The sequence below is a fragment of the Caballeronia sp. GAWG1-5s-s genome (assembly GCF_023631445.1).
Taxonomy (GTDB): Bacteria; Pseudomonadota; Gammaproteobacteria; order Burkholderiales; family Burkholderiaceae; genus Caballeronia.
The window spans coordinates 326,418-344,673 of sequence record NZ_JALQDC010000022.1; the positions used below are offsets into that span (position 1 = coordinate 326,418).

Consider the following 18,256-nt stretch of genomic DNA (forward strand, 5'->3'; position numbering starts at 1 on the left):
GAGAAGCAAAAATGAAGAAACTGAAAATCGGGCTCGTGGCGCTTGGGCTGACGAGTGCTGCGTCGGCGTTCGCGGCCGATGCAACGCTGACATTCACCGGCACCATTATTCTGCCGACCTGTACCGTGGATTCGAACTCGGTCAATCAAACGATTGCGCTCGGCACCGCGAGGACGACGGACTTCGCCGCCGTGGGCAACACGAAGAACCCGACGGCCTTCAACATCACGCTGAACAGCTGCGCACCGAACACGAACGTGGCGATGACGGTCAACGGAACCTCCGATACGGTGCAAAGCGTGCTCAAGAATACGGGCACGGCCGGGCAAGTCGGCGTGCAGCTGCTGAAGGCCGTCAACGCCGGCGATACGACCGGCTCGCCGATCACGCTCAACTCGTCTCTGAACATAGGAACGGTCGGTGCGACCAACACCCTGACGATTCCGATGGTGGCCCAGTTCTATCGCCTCGGTGCCATGACAGGCGGCACCGTGTCCGCCACGGCCACCGTCAACTTCGCCTATAACTGATCAGCAGGATTGCAGAATATCCGCGCGAGACCCTATAGTGTTGCGCCGGGTCTGCGCGGAAAATCGGGACGTTGACGCGCCAACGGCGTCATCGTCCCATGTATGTTGGAACCTAGAGAAACTGAAATGCAAAGAATTGACCGAAACGGCTTGAATTACAGCGATGTGGCGGGCGGCGCCGCCAAGGCATCGAGCAGCGCGTCATCCACCACGAACGTCAGGATTTCGATTGCGGGGGCATCGAGCGGGGGCGGCGGCGGGGCGAACGACAACCCGAATGACAAAGCCACGCTCGCTATCGGAGTGAGCACGCACTGATCGTCGGCTCAGTAAAGAAGGCCATCCTCGGTCGAGGATGGCCTTTTTCTTTTGGGCGTTCACGTGACGCTTGTTTGCTGCCGTTGAACAGTCATATGCCCGATCAATCTGCGAGTTCACATGGATATCGCGTCGCTTCGCTTACGAGTCGATTAATAAGCTGCCATTCCCAAACGATTTATGGACTGGAATTGCCTCTTGTCGCTTCTTTCAGAGTTTTCGTGGTTTACCGGCATACGCGAACTATCTAAGATCCGTCGTTCAGGAATATTAAACATTTCCTGATGAAGCCCGGAAGCAGGAAGGGCAGATGATCGCGTGGACCGGGTTCAGTTCGGACCACGCATATTTAGCAATTTGCAGGAGGAGTTGAAATGCAGAAAATCGAACGTAACGCACTGGCTCAAGCATCGCTGGCTGGCGGTTGCCACAAGGCAAGCAGCCGCTCGTCGGCGAACACGACGGTGGTGATCTACATCCAGGGTAGGTAAGTCGCTGCGCTTCGCATAACCGGCTGTTTCCTCGCCCGAGCCGTATCGGCGAGGGACAGCCAGAGCGGGGCAGGGCCGCGGACCCGCCCCGCCGTGTTTGAGAAAGAGTTCTTCATGCCTGCTTTGCGTCCCGCGCTGAAAAAATGGCTTGCCTTGCGAAAGCATCGCATGCGGCGGTTTATCGTCGGCCGCATTCCCATGCGTTCGGTCGAAATGCTTGCGCGTTTGTCGTGGCGCGTGCGTAGCCTGTTCGACGCGACTTGCCGAGCCAATGGCCGCATTCGCGCTGAAATTGGAAGCGCGGTTCTTCGTCTGCCACCAGGCCGCGCGAACCGGGCGTGCTTCGGCGCGCAGGTCGAGAAACTCATCGATCAGCGCATTTATTTCGGCCGCGATATTCGCAAGCGCGAAGCGTGGGCAGATCTGGATGCCATCGCCAAGATCTTGGTGAGTGCCGTTGAAAAGCTCAAACGCGAAGCGCCAGAGCGGCCGGTATTCATCTCGCCGTTCCACTTCGTATCGCAATACGCGAATATTTATATCGTCGAGCGCATGGCGGCGCTGCTGGGCTTGCAGTCGATGTCCGTGGTCTCCGGCGTGCCGCGGAATCAATACGGCGACGACCACGCGCTCATTCCCGGCATCAAGGTGCTTTACACCTATGGCGACGCGAACCGCAACGGGCTCGGCGTGCGCGTGGCGCGCTCGCTCAAGCGCGACGGCGTGGCGGTGCTGTTCAGCGACGTGCCGCCGTTCACCATGCACCGCTACCCGATGGAGACCGTGGAAGTCACCATGTTCGGCAAGAGCGCCCGCATACACAACGGCGTGTTTCGCATGGGTGAGACGTTCGGCGCGGTGCTGTTGCCGTTCTATCTTCGGTTCGCGCGTGGGCGCTTCGAGGCGCGTCTGTTCGATCCTCTTCCGCTCGACGCGCCCGAATCGCCGCAGCGTCTCGCCGGCTATATCGAAACGGCGCTCGCCGACAACTACGAGCAGTGGCTCCCGGCTGGCCATCCCGCCATGTACGCATTCGCGCCCTCGCGATAGACGCTGCACGCGAACCGGCATCGTATTACACGCAACCATTCATGCAACCGACCGATATTCCCGAATTTAAAGATGTCCCGTGGTGCTGGATAGCGTACGCCACCTCGATCTTCACCCTCGTCGCGGTTGCCTTCGGTTTCGTGCATGAGGTCGAGCTCAAGCAGGACGTGACCGGTGAGGTCGTGTCCGCAACCGAGGTCAAGGTTCAGGGACTGGCGGGGCTCGTGTCGGCGATCTACGCGCGGCCATCGGAGCATGTCGATCCGGGCACGCCGCTGTTCCGTCTCCAGCGAGACTTTTCGCTGACCACGGACGGCCTGCGTCGGCAAACCTTCGACGAAAAGATGCGCGACGACCAGATCCGCTCGATCGACGAGCAGTACAGCGAGCGCCGGGTTCAATTGAATGCGCAGCGCGAGACGGCGCGGCTGAGCGAAGCCAGCAAGCGCGCGGAACTCGGCTCGCTCGATGCCCAGATTGCGCAAAACACCCAGCTCGTCGGCGAATTCGAGCAACGGCTCGCGCGCCTCAGTTCAGTCTCCGAGTACGTGACGGCGGACAAGCTCGAACAGGCTCGCGCCGATGTGCATCAGGGCAAGGTGACGGTCGCGCAGAGCATCGCGCGCAGGCAGCAACTGGCGGGCGAGCTGGGCGCGTCGACCAGCAGCCAGACCGATCTGGAAGCGCAGTTGCGCGAACTCGATGCACGCCATGCACGCGACGTGCAGGACGTCCGTGCACGTTTCGAGCGCGAGCGTCAGGACTCGACGGTGTCTGCGCCGAAGGGCGGCGTCGTCACGTTTTCCAGTCTGGTGGCGGGCCGCATGCTCGCGACGGGCGATGTCGCGATGGTGATTTCCAACCAAGAGAGCGGTCCGCTGCGCGTGGCGTTGAGCATTCCTTCGCGCCGACGCGGCTTCGTGCGCGAAGGCCAGATCGTGCGCCTCAAGTTCGATGCGTTTCCGTACGCGAAGTTCGGGACATACGAGGCGCGCATCGATTCCATTTCCGGGACCACCGTGCTGCCCGCGAGCCCGGTCGCGCCGCCCGGCACGCCCGGCGCGCCCGACCCGTCCGAAGAGACGCAAACCACGAAGGAGTCCGACGGCGACTATCTGGCCTGGGCGACGCTGCGCGGCAATACCTTCGATTTCGACGGGCAGCACTTCAAGATTCTTCCGGGCATGCGCGCGACGGCCAGCATCGTCGTCGAGCGCCGGACGATTGCTGAGTGGGTGCTGGCGCCGCTGTTCAGAATGCTGAGAGGTTGATGTGCGCGTTATCTATCAAAACGAAGTCGCCGAATGTGGCTATGCGTGTCTGGCGATGGTGCTGTCCCATCTCGGCCGCGCGACCGAAGTGCGCGAGCTGTCTGCGTACAAACCGATCTCGGCCAATGGCCTGTCGCTGATGGACCTGTACGATGTCGCCATCGACTTCGGGCTTGCCGTGCAGGCGTATCGTTTCGATGCATCGGACCTCTCCGCGGTCAAGAAGGGCTCTATCTTGCATTTCGGCGGCGCTCACTTCGTCGTGTTCGAGAAAGCGGGGCACGGCTATGTCCGCGTGATCGATCCCGCCACGGGTCGCCGCCGCGTGTCGATGGACACGTTCCGCTCCGCCGTCTCGGGCTTTCTGCTCGAATTCGCGCCCACGCCGCAGATGCCGCGTATTCGCGCAAAGTCGCGCGTGCCTGCGGCGCTCAAGCGCGTGCGGGCCCTCAGTCCGCAGATGAAGGCGCAGATCGGCAAGATCGTGTTCGTCGCGCTCGGCAGCCAGTTCGCCATTCTCGCCGCGCCGTACTTCGGCAACCTCGTGCTCGACTACGTGGTGGCGGCGGACAACCGCAATCTGCTGAACGTGCTCGTCGCCACCTTCGCCAGCATCTTCTTGCTGGGGGCGCTCAGCGAATTCGTCCAGAAGTACCTCACCGAGTTGCTCTACAACATCACGCAGATCAACTCGACCGAGGGCCTGCTCGGGCATTTGCTGCGCAATCCGATGCCGTGGTTCGAAAAGCGCCACGTCGGCGATGTCTTCGCGCGCGTGAAGGCGCAGGACGAGATCAGCGTGTTCACCACGCGCACCACGGTGTCGCTTTTCATCGACCTGACGGTCGGCGCGCTCGCGCTCGTGCTGATGCTGATACAGAGCCGTCAGCTGGCCGGCGTGGCATTGCTGATTTTCGCCGTCTACGTTGGGCTGGCGGTCAGCATGTTCGCGGCCATGCGCGACAACCATGCACTGGTGCTGGAAACATCCGCGCGTTGCGACGACTCGCTGATCGAAACCATTCGCGCCGCCTCGCTGCTGAAGCTGGCGCAAGGCGAGACGCGGCGCACCGCCATCTACATGACGATCTACAAGGCGTATGCGGCGGCGCTTCTCAAGAGCAGCCGTCTAACGTGCACGCGCGACGGCTTGCTGAAGCTCGTGACTTACGCCGATACCATCGTCATCACGTGGCTGGCCGCGCGGCTGATGCTCGGCGGGAAGGTGTCGGTCGGCGTGTTCTATTCGTTCCTGATCTACAAGTCGCTCATGTCCGAGCGGCTCGCGAGCGGGATCAACGCCACGTTCCAGTACTTCATGCTGAGCGTGCCCACTGCGCGCGTCGACGATATCGTGGAAAGCGAGAACGAACGTTATACGCCGCTCGCCGATACGCAGCGCGCCACCGAAGTTCGGTCCTTCAACGATATCGAAGTGCGCGACGTGACGTTTAGCTACGGCATTTCCGACGAGCCGATTCTCAGGAGCGCAAGCATCCATATCCGCCGGGGCGAGAAGATCGCGATCACCGGTCCTTCGGGCAGCGGCAAGTCCACGCTGTTCAAGCTGCTGTCGGCGGCGGAACCGCTCCAGCATGGACATATTGCGCTCAATGGCATCGCATGGCCGAACCTGACGGTCGATGAGATCCGCCGCCATCAGGCGCACATGCGGCAGGGCGACATCATTTTGCACGGCTCCATTGCGGATAACGTGACGCTGTTCGCTGCCGAGACCGACGAAGACCGCATCCACGCGATTCTCGCCGACGTCGGCCTCCTCGACGACATCATGCGTTTGCCGATGCGCACGCGCACCGTCATCAGCGACACGATCGCGAATATCTCGGCCGGTCAGCGCCAGCGGCTGTTGCTCGCGCGCGCGCTGTATCAGCAGCGCGAACTGCTGCTGCTGGACGAACCGACTTCGAATCTCGATCCGGCGTCCGTGCGGCGCATCGCGTCGCTGCTGCGCAATCTCGATCGCACGGTCGTCGTAATCACGCATGACATGTCGCTCGCTACCGCGTTCGACACGCGTTATCGGTTCGCGGCCGGCGCGCTGGTGCCGGAGAGCGATGCATCGAGCACGGCCACGGCAGGCGAGACGCTCCATGCTTAAGCGACGCATTTCGCTGGCCGCGCTGGCGTGCGCGCTCGTCTTTGCCGATGCCGCGCGGGCGGACGATCTCGTCGCGATCGTGCAACAGGCGCTCGATCACGACGCGGAACTCGGTCAGGCGCAGGCCGCGTATGAAGCCGCGAAGCAGGCGGTGCCCATCGCTCGGGCGGCGCTATTGCCGCAGATCGCGGGCGGGTGGGGAAGGTCATACAACCGCATCGACATGGATGGGTTTCCGCGCCAGAAGTATTGGCAGAACGGCTGGACGGTGACCATGACGCAGCCGCTCTTCGACTGGAGCAAGTGGACCGCTTACCGGCAGGCGGATTTCGTCGTCGCACAGGGCGCGGTGGATTTCGCCGGCGCACAGCAGGCGTCGATTCTGCGGGCCGTGCGCGCGTATTTCGACGAGCTTGCGGCCGAGGACGAAGTGAGACGGAGCACGGAGTACCTCGCCGCCATCGACACGCAACTGGAACAGGTGCGTCGAAAGCGCGCCGTGGGGGAGGTGACGCTCATCGACCAGCGCGAAGCCGACACCGCGCGCGAGCAGGCGCAACTGCAACAGGGCGATGCGCGTGAAGAACTCAGCGCGAAGCGCCGCGCGTTGCAGCAGGTGACCGGGCGGCCGTTCGCGGCGCTCGCCCCGTTGCCGGCGGGAACGGCCTTGCCGACGCTCGCGGGAGGCGAGGAATCGTGGGTCGACCAAGCGAAGGCCCGCGGCTACGAGGTGCAGTCGAAGCAACTCGGCTGGGAAATCGCGAAGTTCGATTCGGCGAAGGCTCGGGCGGCGCATTATCCGGTTGTCAGCGTGACGGGCAGTTATACGCCCGCCGGCGCTGCCTCCGGTTATTCGCGCCCGACGACCACCACGACCGGCATGCTGCAAATCCAGATTCCGCTGTATTCCGGCGGCGAGATTCAGGCGCGCATGAAGCAGTCGCTAGCGCTTGAAGACAAGGCCAAAGAGGGCTACGAGCTTGCTTCGAATCAGGCAGAGGCTTCCGCCCGCGACAACTTTGCCAAATACGTGCGCGAACGCCAGCGGACGGATGCGCTCTCGCATCTCGTGGAAAGCGCCCGCGATACGCTCAGTGCCACGGAAGTCGGTTTCAAGATCGGAAGCCGCACGGGCAACGACGTGCTACGCGCCATCGACGCGCTGTACACCGCCCGCCGCGATCTGCTGCGCTCGCGCTATGCGGCGGTCGTCGCGTTCCTGCAGTTGAAGGCGGACGTCGCTACCTTGAGCACCGACGACATCGCGGACCTGAACGGCAAGCTCTGCTGCGCATTGCAGACGTCGAGCGCGGACGCGCGCTAGACGTCGCCCGTCACTCCGCGCTCGCTGCCGCGCGCTTCACCGCGCGGACAACACGCGCGAGGGCTTTCAACGCATCGGCGGGGGCGTCGGCGAATTGCGCCGCGACGATCGCGCCATCTACGGCGAGCGCGAGCGCCTGCGCGTCGGCCTTCGCGGTGCGTGACGGCGGCATCAGCGCGCGAATCGCGGCGGTCATGTCGCGCTTGTGCCGCCGCGCGATCTCGACGGCCTGCGGCAGCATGCCCCCGACTTCGACCACCGAATTGATGAACGCGCAACCGCGATACGCCTCGCCGCCGAACCATTCCGCGAGCGTCGGTACGAGCGCCGAGAGTGTGCCGCCGTGACGCGAAAGGCCGTCGCGGAACCACGTCATCCAGTTGTCGTGCCGGTATTCGAGAAACGCGACGATGAGGTCGTCCTTGCTCGCGAAGTATCGATAGAACGTTTTCTTCGCCACGCCCGATTCGGCGATCACGCGGTCGATTCCCGTTGCGCGGATGCCGTCGCGGTAGAAGAGGTCGTGCGCGGTGCGCAGAATGCGGGCATCCGGTGGAAGCTCGGTCGAGTCGGCAGGGGAGGCGATCATGTTCATGCAGCCAATTGTAGACAGGTCTGTCTACCTGCGCTAGAGTGCGCTTCAGGTAGACAACCCTGTCTACCACGCGCAACGTCAACAGGACATGCCATGGAAACCAGACCGCCTCTCCCGCCGTTCGACGCTGAAACCGCCGCCCTGAAGGTTCGTCTCGCCGAAGACGGCTGGAACACGCGCGATCCGAAGCGCGTCGCGCTTGCGTACACCGAGGACACGCGCTGGCGCAACCGCGCGGAGTTCGTCAACGGACGCGCGGAAGTCGAGGCGTTTCTGCATCGCAAGTGGGTGCGAGAGCTCGATTATCGGCTCATCAAGGAGCTATGGGCGTTCACCGGAAACCGCATCGCCGTGCGCTTCGCGTATGAATGGCATGACGATTCGGGCAACTGGCACCGCAGCTATGGCAACGAGAACTGGCAGTTCAACGAGGCCGGGCTCATGACGCATCGGCATGCGTCGATCAACGATCTGCCGATCAAAGAATCCGAGCGCAAGTATCACTGGCCGCTCGGGCGTCGCCCCGACGATCACCCGGGACTGAGCGATCTCGGGCTTTAGCCGAAAAGAGGCGAGCGACGCTCACATATCGCGCCGCCGGCGGAACGCCCAACATCCGGCGAGCACGGTGAAGCTCGCGACGATCGCCACGAGCAGCCAGAAGCCGTGATGATTCTCGGCGAGCGGTATGCCGCCGACGTTCATGCCGAAGAAACCGGCCACGATATTGATCGGCAGCGCGAGCACGGTCACGAGCGTCAGCGTGAAAAGCGTGCGGTTGCTCTGCTCGTCCATGCGCGTCGCGATTTCTTCCTGTAGCAGCTTGATGCGCTCGACGAGCCCGGCGAGGTCGTTGAGGACGAGCGAGAATTCCTCGGTCGCGTCGCGCAGGTCCTGGATGTCCTGCGCGTGCAGCCAGCGCGGCGGGCGCGAGCAGCCGGAACACCGAGCCCGGTTCGGGCGCGAGCAGCCGTTGCAGCCTCACGAGCACGCGCCGCTGCGCGCCGAGATCGGAGCGGGTCGTGGACGCGTGCGTCGACAGAAAGCGATCTTCGATGCCGTCCACTTCCGCGCTCGTCCGCCGCACGATATGCACGAGCAGATCCGCCTGGTCGCGCAGCAGATGCGCGAGCAGTTCCGCTGGCGAGCGGAACACTTCGCCGCGCCGCACCGACTCGCGCAACGAATCGATGGAACGTAGCGGCTTCATGCGCGCCGTGACGAGCAGCTTCTGATGCGTGTACACCCAGAGCGTCGCGATTTCCGAAGGCGTCAGCTCGAAATTGAACATGACGTCGTTGATGACCGCGAACAACGCGCCTTCCTGATGCTCGATGCGCGTCGAATGCGAGCCCTCGTGCAGCGTGTCGAAGAACGCGTCGGGCAAGCCGAGCCGCGTTTTGATCCAGCGCTCGCATGCGCTGTTGGCGAGATCGAAGTGCAGCCAGAGGAACTCTTTGGCCGTGTCGTCGCGGCTGACCCAGTCGCTCGCCTGCTCCGAATCGATGGGCTCGCCCGGTTGATCGACGCGAAAACGGAAGCCGCAGACGAGGCCGGTGAAGTCGGAACCGTAGAGCGATGTTTGCGGGATAGCGGTTTTCATGCGGTCGTTATGTGCGGTCGAAGACTGGCGGCTTGCTTCGTCAGGCGCTAGTGTGCCACCGCTCGGTGCTGGCGACGCAGGTTTGGCGCTCATCGCTCGTGGAAACAATCGCGGCATTCGTGTCGCCGAATGTAAGAATGATTGTCATATTGACAGCGTATGATGACCGGACACGCGACGAGACGCCGGACCCGGCGCGCGCCGACTGTCAAACTTGGGGAGAAGGGTTGTGGATGATGACCGTGACGATCTGGATGGCGCGACGCAAACCACCGCGGCGGGACTGATACGCCTCGCCTCGGTGATATCCGGCCTCGCGCGCGACGGCGCGCTCGACACGCGGTTCGGCGCGAAGCTCTTCAAGCGGCTCGACAAGGAAGCGCGGCGCGTGGCGGCCGGCGGCGAACCGGCATGCGAACAGGCCGACCGCGATGCGCTCGTGGCCGCGCTCGGCGAGCTCGACCTGGCGCTGCGGCAGCGCGACGCCGCCTCGCTCGTTCAGGCGAATGCGCGGCTGCGCGAGAGCGAAGAGAGCGCCGCGAAACGGCGCAAGGGCAAGCGCGAAGCGGGCGCATGACGGGTCGCCCGACCGGGCGCGATTCGTGCGGTACGGCGGTCAGATGAATATCGCGACTTGCCATGCCCGTGAATTTGCATTCGCCCCAATGCGCTCTCTGGACCAACCGCAGTATCGACGTCGATCTCCCGTGCTGGCGAATTCTCGTCGTCGATGACAACGCTTCCAGCGCCGAGGCGCTCGCCGCGGCCCTCACTGCCGACGGATTCGAGACGCGAGTCGCCTTGTCCGGCGTCGACGCGCTGCATGCGGTCGACGGCTGGGTGCCGCACATCGTCATTCTCGATATCAGCATGCCGGAGCACGACGGTTTCGCGACCGCGCGTGTCCTGCGGCGCATCGCCCGCACGCGCGACGCGGGCATCATCGCGTTTACGGCGCTCGGCGAGGAGCTGGTGCGCACGAAAGGGCTGCACGCCGGCTTCGACGCGTACTGCCAGAAGGGCAATTCTCCCGCGACGCTCGTCCACCTGATGCAGCGTCTCGTCCACTGATAACGTCCCGAATCGGCCTTAGACGACGCCGATCGGCACGAGATTGTTCTGTCCCTAGCGAACAGCTTGGTCGACGCCCGTCGCGCTCAGCGCCTTACGCAGCGCGGCTCTAAGCCATTTCGCACACCCGTGCGGCCAGCGATTGTTGGCGCTGGATGAAAAGTGTATTGAAATATATCGGGATAAAAAAACGATAGTAGGGGTATACACTGCTTTCCATCGACGTAGCAGACAGTTTCTCGCAAGACCGCTGCGGCGCTTTCTGATTGAACGTCAACCGTCTTTGGAGATCACCATGAAACGCAATCTTCTCGCTACCCTTCTTATCGCCGCTTCCGCCACCCTCGCTGCGCCCGCTTTCGCAAGCGGCTACGGCCCGGCTCCGTTCTATCGCCCGGCTGCCGGCGCTCCGACGTCGCAACAAGGCCCGAGCGCCCAAGCGATCGCTGCTGAAGAGCACGCACACGGCGTCGATGCTAACGCCTACGGTGGTTCGCGTGACTCGCTGGCTCAGTCCGGCGCCCGCACGCAAGCAGCAAACAGCACCAACTCGGTCTTTTTCGGTCACTAATCGAACCGGTCTGGCCGGCTTATCCGCCGGCTCTCAAGACTGAAGCGACCCATTCGGCGCCCGGCGCGGCAGACTCACAAGGTCTCTCCGCTCCGGGCGCCGATGCTTTTGCGCCGCCGATTCACGCGTTGACGATCGCGCCGCGCATCACGCTGGCGAGTTCCGACGCCTCGAACTTCGAGACGTACGCGTTCGCGCCGACCTTGCGTACGTGCTGCTCGTTCGCCGATCCCGACAGCGACGAGTGAATCACCACCGGAATGTGCTGCAAGCCGCTGTCCGCCTTGATTCGGCGCGTGAGCGTGAAGCCGTCCATCTCGGGCATTTCGAGATCGGTGAGCACGAGCGCGATCTCGTCCGAGACCTCGGTGCCGTGCTTCTGCGCCTTGTGCAGCGCGGCTTCGAGCACATCCCACGCTTCCTGACCCGTCTTCGTCATGACGAAGGGCACGCCCATCGCGGTCAAGCTCTGTTCGATCAGCGCCCGCGCGACGCCCGAATCGTCCGCCGCCAGCACGCGCGCGCCCGGCTTCAGTTGCAGACGGCCGGTGCGCGCTTCCGTGATGTCCGATTCCTGACCCGGCAGCACGTCCCGCACGATGCGCTCGACATCGAGCACCTGCGCGAGCCGCGATCCGTCGACGTTGCCATCGAGGCGCGCGAAGCTCGTCACCGTGCGTCCGCTCGAATGCGACTCCGCCGACAACACCTGATTCCACTCCAGCCGCACGATATCGTCGACTTCCTCGACCGCGAAGCCCTGCGTCGTGCGCGCGAACTCGGTCACAAGCAGAATCTTGGGGCCGTTCTTCGGGCGGCAGCCGGTGATGCGCGCGAGGTCGATCACCGGAATGATCTGCCCGCGAATGTCCGCGACGCCGAGAATCTCCTCGCTGGAACCGGCGACGGCGGTGATCGTCGGCATCGCGAGAATCTCGCGCACCTTGAACACGTTGATGCCGTACAGTTCGCGCTGCTCCGAGTCCGGCGCCTCGCCCAGCTTGAAGAGAAGCAACTCGAACATGTTGCTGCCCGCGAGCCGCACGCGCTGCTCGATATCCTGTTGTGAATTGCTCACTGCTTCTCCTGTGGTGTGGGCGCTTGCGCCGCGTAGTCCTGGCGGAAGACGGAATTTCCGCGCGTTGCCTGATTAGCGGCAGGAATCGGCGAAACTGAAGGCAGGGAAAGCACAGGTGCCACAGCGATGCGTGTCCTATACTCTTCGCGAATGGTCGGGTTAATGCCGATGAATGCATCGGACGGAAGCCTTACGCTCATACAGCGCAGCAACGTGTTCCGGATACAACGCAGCGCGCCTGACCGTCCACCACGCGGACGGCGAACGGCGCGCAAGTCAGACGGAGGCGGTCGATGGCAACAGTCGCAAAGGTTCTGAGCTCGAAACCCGAACAGACGGTCTATACGATCGCGGACACGGCGCCGGTCTTCGACGCGATCAAGCTGATGGCGGACAAGCACATCGGCGCGGTGATCGTCACGCGCGGCGACGAAATCGTCGGCATCATGACCGAGCGCGACTATGCGCGCAAAGTCGTGCTCATGGACCGCTCCTCGAAAGACACGCCGGTGCGCGACATCATGACTTCGCACGTGCGCTACGTGCGGCCCGACCAGACCACCGACGACTGCATGGCGCTCATGACCGACAAGCGCATGCGCCATTTGCCGGTGATCGACAACGGCAAGCTCGTCGGCATGATCTCCATCGGCGATCTGGTCAAGAACATCATCTCCGAGCAGCAGTTCACCATTCAGCAACTCGAGTACTACATTCGGGGCGAGCACACGTAAGCATCAGGCAGCGCACGCTCCCGTTGTAAGGCTTTCGTTATAATCGGCACGCTCGCCGGCCGCTTCGATGCGTCTCGGCGCACGCAATCATGCGACGAACCGCAAGGAGCGCAGCCGATGACCGTGTCCGCACCTTTGGCCGATGCGTCGGCCGCCGCCCGCGCGCTCGCGCCCGACGCGCCGTTTTTCATCGTGATGAACGCCGGTTCCGGGCGCAGGCAGGCCGACGAAACGCGCGCGGCTTTGGCGCGCGAATTCGGCGCGGCAGGGCGGCGCTTCGACCTGCGCGTGGTCGACAAGCCCCGGCGTCTCGCCGCCGCCGCGCGCGAGGCCGCCGAGCAGGCCCGCGCGCAACGCGGCGTGCTCGTCGGCGCGGGCGGCGACGGCACGCTCTGCACGGTCGCCGAAGCGGCGCTGAAAGCGGACGTGCCGTTCGGCGTGCTGCCCCGCGGCACCTTCAACTACTTCAGCCGCGATCACGGCATTCCCGCCGATCTGGACGCATCCACGAAACTGCTGCTCGACGCGCGCGCCTATCCGGCCCAAGTCGGGTACGTGAACGACCGCATGTTCATCGTCAACGCGAGTCTCGGGCTGTATCCGAAACTGCTCGAAGACCGCGAAGCCTACAAGCGACAGTTCGGCCGCAGCCGGCTCGTCGCGCTGTGGTCGGCGCTTTTCACGCTGTTGCGGCGGCATCGCCATCTGAGGCTGCATATCGAGCATGAGGGACGCACGCGCGAAGTGCGTTCGTCGACGCTCTTCGTCGGCAACAACCGGCTCCAGCTCGAACAGATCGGCATGGCCGAGGCCCGCGCAGTGGAACAGGGCTTGCTCGTCGCGATTGCGCCGCGACCGATCGGGCGGCTCGCGCATCTGCTGCTGTCGCTGCGCGGCGCGGCGGGACGTCTCGCCGATTCGGATCACGTCGAGAGCTTCACGTTCGACAAGATCACGGTGACGCGGCCGTCGCGTGGCATGCGGTCGACGGGCAGACGCCGCGTGAAAGCCGCGACCGACGGCGAGATTGCGTGGCTCGACATGCCCCTCGAATTCCGCGTGTCCGAACGGCCGCTGCTGTTGCTCAAGCCCGAGCCCGACGTGGCCGAAGCCAATCGCTCATGACCGTATTGCTGCATATCTCCGATCCGCATTTCGGCACCGAGCGGCCCAAAGTCGTCGCGGCGCTGCTGCGTCTTGCCGAAGCGGTGCCGCCCGATGTCGTGATTCTGTCGGGCGATATCACGCAGCGGGCGCGCCGCTATCAGTTCGACGAGGCGCGCGCCTTCATGAATACGTTCGGCGCGACGCCCGCCGTGATCGTGCCGGGCAATCACGATATTCCGCTCTACGATGTGTTCACGCGGCTCGTGCGCCCCTACGCGAACCATCAACGCGCGTTCGGCGCGGAACTGGAGCCGTCGTTCGAATCGCGCGATGTGCTCGTGCTCGGCGTCAACACGACGCGGCCGTATCGCCACAAGGACGGCGAAGTGTCGATGCCGCAGATCCGGCGCGTCGCGGCGCGCCTGGAGGCGGCGAGCGCGGCGCAGTTGCGCGTCGTGGTCACGCATCAGCCGGTGGCGGTCTCGCGCGCGAGCGACGAGACGAACCTGCTGCACGGGCGCGAGCGCGCGGTGCCGCGCTGGGCGCGCGCGGGCGCTGATCTGATTCTCGGCGGGCATGTTCATCTGCCGTACGTGCTGCCGCTGCACGATACGTTCTCCGACCTGCCGCGCCGCATGTGGGCGGTGCAGGCGGGCACGGCGCTGTCGTCGCGCACGCGGGCGACCGTCGGCAATTCCGTGAACGTGATCCGCTACGCGTGCAACGCGACCGGGCGGCGCGCGCGCGTGGAACGCTGGGATTACGCCGAGCCGAGCGGCCGCTTCGAACAACTCGCGAGTCATGATCTCGCACTCGACAGTGCGCCGCAGGCTGCGGCGCTGACATCTGCCGAATGAAGCGCGCGCCTGAGACAATAGACGGCCGACAGGAGACGCCATGAGTTTCGAACTGACGATGCTGGCCTGGACGCTCGTGCTCGCGCTCGTGCAAGTGCTGCTGCCGGCGCTCTTGCGCAACCGCGAGACCGGCATCCGATACAACACCGGCCCGCGCGACGGCCCCGCGCCGCCGCCCGGCAAGCTCACCGCGCGTCTGATGCGCGCGCAGTCGAATCTCTTCGAGACGCTGCCGGTCTTTGCGGTGGCCGTGCTGATCGTCCACGTGACCGGGCGCGAGAACCCGCTCACGCACTACGGCGCGCTGGCGTATTTCGTCGCGCGGGTGGTCTACGTGCCACTGTACGCCGCGGGTGTGCCGTTCCTGCGCTCGCTCACGTGGCTCATTTCCGTGGTCGGCATCATTCAGATTCTCGTTCCCATCATTTAGAGAGAAGTGCTCATGAGCGATTCACCGTCGGTGGTGGAAATCGAAACTGCGCCGAATCCCGAATTCGCCGTCATTCTGATGCACGGCCTCGGCGCCGACGCGAACGACTTCGTGCCGCTCGTGCCCGAGCTGCGCCTCGCGGATGCGCCCGCCGTGCGCTTCGTCTTCCCGAACGCGCCGGAGATTCCGGTCACGGCGAATAACGGCTACGTGATGCGCGCGTGGTACGACATTCTGTCGTTCCAAGGCATCAACCGGAAGGTGGATGAAGCGGGCATCGAGGCGTCGGTGGAGCGCGTGCGGGCGTTGATCGCCGAGCAGAACGCGCGCGGCATTCCGACCGAGCGCATCTTCATCGCCGGCTTTTCGCAGGGCGGCGCGATGACATATCACGCCGGTCTCACGCATCCGGAAAAACTTGCGGGCCTGATCGTGCTGTCGGGCTATATTCCGTCGCCAGGTCTCATCGATGCCTCGATCAGCGAAGCGAACCGCGCCGCGCCGGTGTTCGCCGCGCACGGCAGCTTCGACGACGTGCTCGACGTGCGGCTCGGCGAGGAAGCGTGCGAGTTTGCGCGCGGCCACGGTTGCGCCGTGGACTGGCACGCGTACCCGATGGCGCATACGGTCTGCATGGAAGAGGTCGAGGCGCTGCGGGCGTGGTTCGCGGCCCGGCTCACCGGCCGCTGAACGAATCCGCCGCGATCATCGACACCATGCCGCGACGCAGTTCGGCCGGGCTCACGGGCTTGCTCAACACGTCGTGATCGCAGGCGAGCGGCACGATGGTCGCCGCCGGCTCGCCGGTCACGACGAGGCAAGGGCACGCGCGCCCGAGCTTGCGCGCGCCGAGCATCGCGACTTCGCGCGCGGTTTTCGCATCGCCCAGGCGGTAGTCGGTGATGATGAGATCGGGGAAGCGTTCGATGGTCGCGAGCATCGCTTCGTATTCTTCGAACGTCGCGGCCGAGTCATAGAGCACGCCCCATTGCGAAAGCAGCGCCTCGGTGGAGGCGCGCACGAGGCCGTCGTCTTCCACGAGCAGCACATAGCGCCCGTCCAGTTGCGCCGCTTCCGCGGCTTCGGAGCGCGCCGGCGCGCGCGCGGACGGCTGATCGGGCGACGGCCCGCATAGCGGAATATCCACGGAGAAGCGCGAGCCACGTCCTTCGGCGGACTTCAGCTCGATGCGATGTTCGTCGAGCATCGAAATCACCGCATTGACGATCGACAGGCCGAGCCCCAGCCCCTTGTCGCGATCCTGCTCCGGGTTATCGACCTGAAAGAACGGCTGAAAAATGGCGTCGAAGTAATCGGCCGGTATGCCGATGCCGTTGTCGAGCACGTCGATACGCGCGCGCGTCGGCGAGCGCACCACGCCGACGATCACCGTCGGCTTCGCGCGCTTCGCGGTATCCGCGTACTTGATGCCGTTCGACACCAGATTCGCCACCGCGCGGCCGAGCCAGTGCGCGTCGCTGCGCACGCACACGACATCGTCTTTCGGCAGGCGCAGGCGCAAGTCCACGCCACGGCTCTTGGCGAATGGGCGCAACTGCTCGGCGGCTTCCTCGACGATCTCGCGGACATCGAAGACGTGATAGCGCGGCACGACGCGCCCCGATTCGAGCCGCGACAAGTCCAGCACGGCGTTCAGAAGGCGCGCGAGAATCACCGACGAGCGCCCGCATTCGTTGATGAGCCGCTCCGCCTGATCGAATTCCTCGTTGCGAATGGCTTCGGCGGCGGCTTGCAGAAAGAGATTGAGCGCGTGCATCGGCTGCCGCAGGTCGTGCGTCGCGGCGGCGAGGAAGTTCGATTTCTCGCGGCTCGCCGTCTGCGCGGCGATCATCTGCTGTTCGCGCAGCGCGAGCAGCGCGTTGGTCTTCGTCTCCTGATCCTTCTTCGCGATTTCCAGTTCGCGATTCTTGCGTTCGAGCGAGCCGTTCGCGCCGCGCAGTTCGTCGTTGAGCGACGCCAGCGCGCGCTCGGCGAGATACCGTTCCCGCGACACGCGCTCGGCGTGCGCACAGACGCCGTGTCCGACCACCACGACGTTGAACATATAGAAGAGCCCGGCGAAGAAATCCTCCGCGTTGAGCAGCCCGACCGTGATCTGCATGAAGACGACGGAGGCCATCGTGATGACGCCGACCATCAGCGCGGCGCGCGAGCGCAGATAGAAAAAGCTGAACTGAAAAAAGAGCGCGAGGTACAGGCCGATGAAGTACTGCGTGTAGTTATACGGCGCGGGCGTGATCGCCACCATCGTCAGGATGAGGCAGAGCAGGCCGTAAATGCCGGTGAGGATGACGCGGTGCGCGGTCGCGTGCGAGCGAAACGACGGCCGCAGCACCAGAAAGCCGACGCAGATGAGAAGCGCGACGCCGGCGAAGCGCAGCGCCAGAATGTCCGCGAGCCGCACGTTGAGCGCCTTGTTGCCGCGCACGAAGCTGAAATCCCACCACAGAAAGCACGTCCAGATGACGAGCGCGAGCAGCGCCGACGCGCGCCGGAACGCGCAGAACCGCTGGCTGTGGTCCTCCAGAAACTGCGCTTCGAGCGCGGCGTCGGAGAACGGCGCCGGAATCGACAGGTTGCGCACGAGACTCGCGCCGGCTTCGCGGGCGGCGGCGGTCAGGATTCCTTCGGCGCGCACGGAGGCGGCGCGTGGCGGGACGGCCATCGTCGGATTCTCGAAAGAGCGGTGCAAGGGAGGTTAACTACTTTAGATGAACGCGGCCATGTGGCAACGCCTTTTTTGCGGGCCGAGCCGCTGCGGGCGGCAAAAACTGCGGTCTGGGGATGCAGATTGATTTTCGAGAGCGCAGAAAGCCGAACGGCGAGCGGACTCAGTGTTTGCCGCTCGCCGTTTCGAAGGACAGCCGTGACCGATCCCCGCGCGGTCGAGCGCGGTACCAGCCGATGACTTACGACTTCGCTTTGGCTTTCGTGGTGCGCTTGCCGACGCTCATTTCCTTCGCGCCGGCGGTCTTCGCGGTGTTCGCCTTGGTGCCGGCGGTTTTCTTGCGGCTCGACATTTCCGTGTCGGCGGGATGGCTCGCTTGAGCCTTACGCGGGGATGGCATGGTGGACCTCCTTCA

At 64.3% G+C, this 18,256-nt stretch carries 20 protein-coding genes and 1 pseudogene; 14 read left to right on the forward strand and 7 right to left on the reverse strand.

The annotated features are described in order from the left end of the window. Positions 1–11: 11 nt before the first annotated feature. Complete coding sequence (locus tag NCR34_RS15800; protein ID WP_250500412.1) at positions 12–530, forward strand: fimbrial protein; 519 nt, start codon at positions 12–14, stop codon at positions 528–530. Positions 531–685: 155 nt separating this feature from the next. Here NCR34_RS15800 and NCR34_RS28030 read toward each other — a convergent pair whose 3' ends face one another. Then, positions 686–820, reverse strand: a complete 135-nt coding sequence (locus NCR34_RS28030) for a hypothetical protein (RefSeq protein WP_284506572.1) — start codon at positions 818–820, stop codon at positions 686–688. 357 nt (positions 821–1,177) lie between these two features. Next, positions 1,178–1,852, reverse strand: coding sequence for a hypothetical protein (locus NCR34_RS15805; RefSeq protein WP_250500413.1), 675 nt, complete (start codon positions 1,850–1,852; stop codon positions 1,178–1,180). A 39-nt stretch (positions 1,853–1,891) separates the two neighbouring features. On the opposite strand from NCR34_RS15805, the gene NCR34_RS15810 reads away from it, so the two are divergent. Genes NCR34_RS15810 through NCR34_RS15825 form a run of 4 tightly spaced genes read left to right on the forward strand, consistent with a single transcriptional unit; the run spans position 1,892 to position 7,106 of the window. After that, positions 1,892–2,389 carry a lysophospholipid acyltransferase family protein gene (locus tag NCR34_RS15810; RefSeq protein WP_250500414.1) on the forward strand — a complete coding sequence of 166 codons (498 nt, stop codon included), beginning with the start codon at positions 1,892–1,894 and terminating at the stop codon, positions 2,387–2,389. A gap of 41 nt (positions 2,390–2,430) precedes the next feature. Further along, complete coding sequence (locus NCR34_RS15815) at positions 2,431–3,660, forward strand: HlyD family secretion protein (protein ID WP_250500415.1); 1,230 nt, start codon at positions 2,431–2,433, stop codon at positions 3,658–3,660. 1 nt (position 3,661) lies between these two features. Next, a complete protein-coding gene (locus NCR34_RS15820) occupies positions 3,662–5,782 on the forward strand; it encodes a peptidase domain-containing ABC transporter (protein ID WP_250500416.1) in 2,121 nt (706 codons plus the stop codon). Continuing rightward, entirely contained in the window at positions 5,775–7,106 is a 1,332-nt protein-coding gene (locus NCR34_RS15825; RefSeq protein WP_250500417.1) for a TolC family outer membrane protein, read from the forward strand. The genes NCR34_RS15820 and NCR34_RS15825 overlap by 8 nt, the downstream gene beginning before the upstream one ends. Before the next feature lie 10 nt (positions 7,107–7,116). Here NCR34_RS15825 and NCR34_RS15830 read toward each other — a convergent pair whose 3' ends face one another. Beyond that, positions 7,117–7,701 (reverse strand): TetR/AcrR family transcriptional regulator, encoded by a 585-nt coding sequence (locus NCR34_RS15830; protein ID WP_250500418.1) that lies wholly within the window; start codon positions 7,699–7,701, stop codon positions 7,117–7,119. Positions 7,702–7,794: 93 nt separating this feature from the next. Between NCR34_RS15830 and NCR34_RS15835 the strand changes: the two genes are divergently transcribed. Further along, a complete protein-coding gene (locus NCR34_RS15835; protein ID WP_175941336.1) occupies positions 7,795–8,262 on the forward strand; it encodes a nuclear transport factor 2 family protein in 468 nt (155 codons plus the stop codon). Between the two features lie 21 nt (positions 8,263–8,283). Here the strand turns inward: NCR34_RS15835 and NCR34_RS15840 are convergent. Then, positions 8,284–9,304 (reverse strand): annotated as a pseudogene (locus NCR34_RS15840) (transporter). 229 nt (positions 9,305–9,533) lie between these two features. Between NCR34_RS15840 and NCR34_RS15845 the strand changes: the two are divergent. From NCR34_RS15845 to NCR34_RS15855, 3 genes are all read left to right on the forward strand, one after another. Next, on the forward strand, positions 9,534–9,881 hold the full coding sequence (locus NCR34_RS15845) for a hypothetical protein (protein WP_248322515.1): 348 nt from the start codon (positions 9,534–9,536) through the stop codon (positions 9,879–9,881). Positions 9,882–9,943: 62 nt separating this feature from the next. After that, positions 9,944–10,375 (forward strand): response regulator, encoded by a 432-nt coding sequence (locus tag NCR34_RS15850; RefSeq protein ID WP_175941343.1) that lies wholly within the window; start codon positions 9,944–9,946, stop codon positions 10,373–10,375. A gap of 295 nt (positions 10,376–10,670) precedes the next feature. Further along, a complete protein-coding gene (locus NCR34_RS15855; RefSeq protein ID WP_244850042.1) occupies positions 10,671–10,946 on the forward strand; it encodes a hypothetical protein in 276 nt (91 codons plus the stop codon). A gap of 121 nt (positions 10,947–11,067) precedes the next feature. Here the strand turns inward: NCR34_RS15855 and NCR34_RS15860 are convergent, their stop codons facing one another. Further along, positions 11,068–12,024, reverse strand: a complete 957-nt coding sequence (locus NCR34_RS15860) for a chemotaxis protein (protein WP_175941347.1) — start codon at positions 12,022–12,024, stop codon at positions 11,068–11,070. 293 nt (positions 12,025–12,317) lie between these two features. Between NCR34_RS15860 and NCR34_RS15865 the strand changes: the two genes are divergently transcribed. From NCR34_RS15865 to NCR34_RS15885, 5 genes are all read left to right on the forward strand, one after another. Next, a complete protein-coding gene (locus NCR34_RS15865) occupies positions 12,318–12,758 on the forward strand; it encodes a CBS domain-containing protein (RefSeq protein WP_175941349.1) in 441 nt (146 codons plus the stop codon). A 117-nt stretch (positions 12,759–12,875) separates the two neighbouring features. Further along, positions 12,876–13,883: a diacylglycerol/lipid kinase family protein gene (locus NCR34_RS15870; protein ID WP_250500419.1), complete on the forward strand. Its 1,008-nt coding sequence runs from the start codon at positions 12,876–12,878 to the stop codon at positions 13,881–13,883. Further along, positions 13,880–14,722, forward strand: coding sequence for a metallophosphoesterase family protein (locus NCR34_RS15875; protein ID WP_250500420.1), 843 nt, complete (start codon positions 13,880–13,882; stop codon positions 14,720–14,722). Before NCR34_RS15870 ends, NCR34_RS15875 begins: the two co-directional genes overlap by 4 nt. Positions 14,723–14,762: 40 nt before the next feature. Beyond that, complete coding sequence (locus NCR34_RS15880) at positions 14,763–15,152, forward strand: MAPEG family protein (protein WP_250500421.1); 390 nt, start codon at positions 14,763–14,765, stop codon at positions 15,150–15,152. Positions 15,153–15,164: 12 nt separating this feature from the next. Continuing rightward, positions 15,165–15,842 (forward strand): alpha/beta hydrolase, encoded by a 678-nt coding sequence (locus NCR34_RS15885; protein WP_250500422.1) that lies wholly within the window; start codon positions 15,165–15,167, stop codon positions 15,840–15,842. On the opposite strand, the gene NCR34_RS15890 is transcribed toward NCR34_RS15885, so the two are convergent. Next, entirely contained in the window at positions 15,829–17,838 is a 2,010-nt protein-coding gene (locus NCR34_RS15890; protein WP_250500423.1) for an ATP-binding response regulator, read from the reverse strand. The genes NCR34_RS15885 and NCR34_RS15890 overlap by 14 nt on opposite strands. A gap of 244 nt (positions 17,839–18,082) precedes the next feature. Further along, positions 18,083–18,241, reverse strand: coding sequence for a hypothetical protein (locus tag NCR34_RS15895; RefSeq protein WP_250500424.1), 159 nt, complete (start codon positions 18,239–18,241; stop codon positions 18,083–18,085). Positions 18,242–18,256: the final 15 nt, after the last annotated feature.

What these genes read in the sequence shown, in the direction of transcription:
- NCR34_RS15870 (WP_250500419.1), top strand. Translation starts at nt 12,876, where the DNA reads ATGACCGTGTCCGCACCTTTGGCCGATGCGTCGGCCGCCGCCCGCGCG.
- NCR34_RS15865 (WP_175941349.1), top strand. Translation starts at nt 12,318, where the DNA reads ATGGCAACAGTCGCAAAGGTTCTGAGCTCGAAACCCGAACAGACGGTC.
- NCR34_RS15895 (WP_250500424.1), bottom strand. Translation starts at nt 18,241, where the DNA reads ATGCCATCCCCGCGTAAGGCTCAAGCGAGCCATCCCGCCGACACGGAA.
- NCR34_RS15835 (WP_175941336.1), top strand. Translation starts at nt 7,795, where the DNA reads ATGGAAACCAGACCGCCTCTCCCGCCGTTCGACGCTGAAACCGCCGCC.
- NCR34_RS15800 (WP_250500412.1), top strand. Translation starts at nt 12, where the DNA reads ATGAAGAAACTGAAAATCGGGCTCGTGGCGCTTGGGCTGACGAGTGCT.
- NCR34_RS15815 (WP_250500415.1), top strand. Translation starts at nt 2,431, where the DNA reads ATGCAACCGACCGATATTCCCGAATTTAAAGATGTCCCGTGGTGCTGG.
- NCR34_RS15890 (WP_250500423.1), bottom strand. Translation starts at nt 17,838, where the DNA reads ATGGCCGTCCCGCCACGCGCCGCCTCCGTGCGCGCCGAAGGAATCCTG.
- NCR34_RS15855 (WP_244850042.1), top strand. Translation starts at nt 10,671, where the DNA reads ATGAAACGCAATCTTCTCGCTACCCTTCTTATCGCCGCTTCCGCCACC.
- NCR34_RS15830 (WP_250500418.1), bottom strand. Translation starts at nt 7,701, where the DNA reads ATGAACATGATCGCCTCCCCTGCCGACTCGACCGAGCTTCCACCGGAT.
- NCR34_RS15810 (WP_250500414.1), top strand. Translation starts at nt 1,892, where the DNA reads ATGGCGGCGCTGCTGGGCTTGCAGTCGATGTCCGTGGTCTCCGGCGTG.
- NCR34_RS15885 (WP_250500422.1), top strand. Translation starts at nt 15,165, where the DNA reads ATGAGCGATTCACCGTCGGTGGTGGAAATCGAAACTGCGCCGAATCCC.
- NCR34_RS15850 (WP_175941343.1), top strand. Translation starts at nt 9,944, where the DNA reads ATGCCCGTGAATTTGCATTCGCCCCAATGCGCTCTCTGGACCAACCGC.
- NCR34_RS15880 (WP_250500421.1), top strand. Translation starts at nt 14,763, where the DNA reads ATGAGTTTCGAACTGACGATGCTGGCCTGGACGCTCGTGCTCGCGCTC.
- NCR34_RS15825 (WP_250500417.1), top strand. Translation starts at nt 5,775, where the DNA reads ATGCTTAAGCGACGCATTTCGCTGGCCGCGCTGGCGTGCGCGCTCGTC.
- NCR34_RS15875 (WP_250500420.1), top strand. Translation starts at nt 13,880, where the DNA reads ATGACCGTATTGCTGCATATCTCCGATCCGCATTTCGGCACCGAGCGG.